The organism is Absiella sp. AM09-50 (assembly GCF_003433845.1).
In the GTDB taxonomy this organism is placed as follows: domain Bacteria; phylum Bacillota_I; class Bacilli_A; order Erysipelotrichales; family Erysipelotrichaceae; genus Hoskinsella; species Hoskinsella hominis.
Genome location: NZ_QVFI01000065.1, coordinates 1 through 1630, shown reverse-complemented (window position 1 = coordinate 1630; position 1630 = coordinate 1). Strand labels below are relative to the sequence as shown.

The 1630-nt window shown below is 29.7% G+C and carries 1 protein-coding gene; it reads left to right on the top strand.

Annotated features, from left to right (window positions below):
- Window positions 1–301: 301 nt before the first annotated feature.
- Entirely contained in the window at window positions 302–1462 is a 1161-nt protein-coding gene (locus tag DW114_RS21060; protein WP_117456299.1) for an IS110 family transposase, read from the top strand.
- Window positions 1463–1630: the final 168 nt, after the last annotated feature.

Sequence of the window (1630 nt, the reverse complement as noted above, 5' to 3'; positions counted from 1 at the left end):
TTCTCCTGGTATATTAAAGTTACTCATACAAAGAGTAATAAATCTAATATACCAATTCTCCTTTCTTCCTGAGTCATTTGGTATCACCTCAGGATGTGATAAAATGTGTAATTGTGAATGTGGATTTGTATTTTTCTCCTTATTGCTTTGACTTTCCAGAAAGGATCTTACCACTTCTTCGTATCGCATTTATTATTAGTTGTATGAGTCTTTTGAATTCAAAACACACCAGGTTTTTGATACCTTTGAAGTGGCTCTCATTTCACAATCACAAATCATTGTAAGAAAGGACTTGATATTTATGAAACTTGTTGGAATTGATATCGCCAAATATGAACATGCTGCCTATATCATGGATGCTGCTACTGGCGAATCTTTATGTGATCCTTTTTTCTTCAAAAATAATAAAAATGGATTTCAAAAACTTTATATCGAACTTAATAAATACGCAAAAGATGAACTTTTTATCGGGATGGAAGATACCGGTCATTATAACTTCGATATTGAAACTAATTTATTGGCTAAAGGTTACAAAGTTGCTTTAATCAATCCTATTACCACTAAGAACCTTAGAAAAGCTGCCTTAAAATCTGTTAAAACTGATAAAGAGGATGCTATTTTAATTACCAATGCTCTCTTAGATAAGGATTACTATCGTATCATCTCTATTCAAGATGAGAAATTAAAGGAAGCCAAAGAATTAACTCGTTATCGTACACAATTAACCATCGAAATGAATCGTAAGAAGAATGTCCTTCAAAGGCACATTGACATCGTTTTTCCTGAATTTAACACATTATTTCATGACGAATACACCATTACCTATTTAAATATCTTAAGAAAATATGGTGATGCTTATACGATTGCTCATACAGATATTCGTTCTTTAAGAAAATGTTTTAAATATTGTAATTCCTTTACTGCAGAAGAATTAAAAAAATTAGCTTCTAATTCCGTTGGTATTCACGACGTTTCTATTTCTTTTATCATTCAATCGGTTATTTCCAGTATTGATTTAATCAATTCCCAAATTGAAGAATTGGATAAAAAAATAGAAGAACTCGCCATCACACAAGATTCTTCTATCACATCAATACCAGGAATATCAATTATTACTGGTACTTCTATTTTAGCCGAACTAGGTGACATTAGTAAATACTCAAATGCAGGAAAATTAATTAAATTTGCAGGTGTGAATCCATATATAAGTGAATCTGGAGAATTTTCAGCCGATAAAACAGTGATAACCAAGAAAGGTTCCAAATATCTAAGGACAACACTTTATAGAGTCATTATACCTGTAATACGCCATAACCCTGTATTTAATAACTACTATCATTTAAAACGTAGTCAAGGCAAAAAACATCTCTGTGCTTTAGGTCATTGTGTAAGAAAACTTTTAAGAATTATTTATCATCTTGAAACAAATCATCTATCATTCGATATAAATTCACTTAAATAGTTAAAACTTTTAATAACCCATATTTCATTGAAATGAGCTATTTTAACGATAGTTCTTTTCAACATCTTTACATTCACAATTTCAAAGATCTAATACTATATTTTCAAGTATTTTATATTTCATACTATTTCATAATTTATTACTTGACTTTAATATAGTTGTCTTTCT

Bases quoted from the DNA above. Each gene is read 5' to 3' on its own strand.
- DW114_RS21060 (WP_117456299.1), top strand. From the start codon at position 302: ATGAAACTTGTTGGAATTGATATCGCCAAATATGAACATGCTGCCTAT.